Here is a 1,590-nt window from a genome sequence, read left to right as displayed (position 1 = left end):
CAAAACGCCTCGCGGCTCTCCCCAAAGATCGCCAAGTTGCCGAAGCGTTTCGGCTCGCTCTGGGCCGCTCGCCCACCCCGATGGAGCGCACGGACGCGCTCGCCTATGTCCAGAAAAACGGCCTCGAAAACCTCTGTCGCCTTCTCTTCAACACCAGCGAGTTTGTGTTTGTGGACTAATCTATGAACCGACATGCTTTTCTTCTCCAACTCGGCCTGACTGCCTTTTTCGTGAACGAGGAAGGCGATTCAAAGCTTGTCATGACCCAAGACGCGGCGTATCGTATCGGAGAGATTGAGCCACTCCTAACAAAGATAGTCTCCAAAATCGTCGAGGCTCCGGGCGGGCGCTGGGTTCTGATAGAGCAGAACGCGCACCGTCCAAACGGGGACTTCGAGACGTTTGGTGGACAGATTTGGCTCTACGATGTGTTGCGACAAAAACTAACTCAGATTTATCAAGTAGAGGAAAAACCAGATGACCATACCATGGCAAAAATCTACATAAGTCACTGGTTTCCAAAATCCGCAAAAGCAATCATTTCGCAACGCATCTATCAAGTCTTCCCTGACGATGGGAAGGACTATCCCTACGTCCCTCCTACGGAAACCTATGGCCTAGTTGACGCCGAGCGTGCGCGTCTGCGATGGCTGTCTCTGCCAACAGAGGATTTCTACAAAGCCGAGCCACTGCCTGGCACCGATTTGTTTCTGTTCTCTGGCTCCAGAGAGCCAGGCTACCAGAGGCTCTTTTGCTTTCTTAGCCCGAATGGTAACTTTAGCCCTGTCGCCGAAGCGGGGGGACTGGGTACCGAGCCAATCGGACTGAGCCGTGATGGGCAGAATCTCCTCTGCGAAGAAAAGATCAAGGGGACGCCTCCGCAAACGAACTGGTACTCCATCCGGCTTCGCAATGCCCACGTGACAGCACTTACCCAGAAGCCGGAAGATTTAGTTTCTCTGGAAGAGCTTGCCAAAAGAAACACACCGTCCCTGCCACTTACCCTCACCCGTGACCATTCCCGGTTGGTAGGAACCGAGGGACGAAGCGCCGCAACCATTGCTCTCTGGCTGGAGGCGATGCGGCCACGGCAGGACAAACGCTATGCACGGGGGCTGATCACGACCGAAACAAACGGAGAGACGGCAACTGATATCGTCCCCGCCATAGATGAGCCACCGCCCTACGGCTGGCCCGCTCCCGTCCTCCTCCCCGATCTTTCTACTGTGCTCTTCACCCGTGATGGTGCACTCTACCGTGCCCCCATTAGTCGCCTTGATCCAAGATCCTATGCACGGCTTGTGGAGAGGCTGGCAAAAGAGAAGACTTCGCTCTAAAGTAGCTGATCAGCGACACCGAGCGCCTCGCCGCGCTACCGAGTACACCGACTCGGTAGCTTATGTCCAGAAAAACGGCCTCGAAAACCTCTGCCGCCTACTCTTCAACACTCGCGAGTTTGTGTTTGTGGACTGAAATATCGCCGCCATGGACGGGGGCGATATTTCTTATGGCGGCAACCCCGGCAGGACTTTCCCCCCGGTGGGGCGAATTCTGGCGGCATGGGACCTTTCAATGTTGCCGTGATCGGCT

Annotated in this window: 1 protein-coding gene; it reads left to right on the top strand. The window is 55.5% G+C overall.

What is annotated here, in order from left to right:
• The first annotated feature begins 182 nt into the window (after nt 1-182).
• Nucleotides 183-1,337 carry a hypothetical protein gene (locus tag ACH2EH_RS12410; protein WP_395142098.1) on the top strand — a complete coding sequence of 385 codons (1,155 nt, stop codon included), beginning with the start codon at nt 183-185 and terminating at the stop codon, nt 1,335-1,337.
• The last annotated feature ends 253 nt before the right edge of the window (nt 1,338-1,590 follow it).

It is taken from the genome of Armatimonas sp. (assembly GCF_043760365.1).
GTDB lineage: Bacteria > Armatimonadota > Armatimonadia > Armatimonadales > Armatimonadaceae > Armatimonas.
The sequence above is the reverse complement of the archived record's forward strand: the minus strand, read 5'-3'. Positions and strand labels throughout refer to the sequence as shown.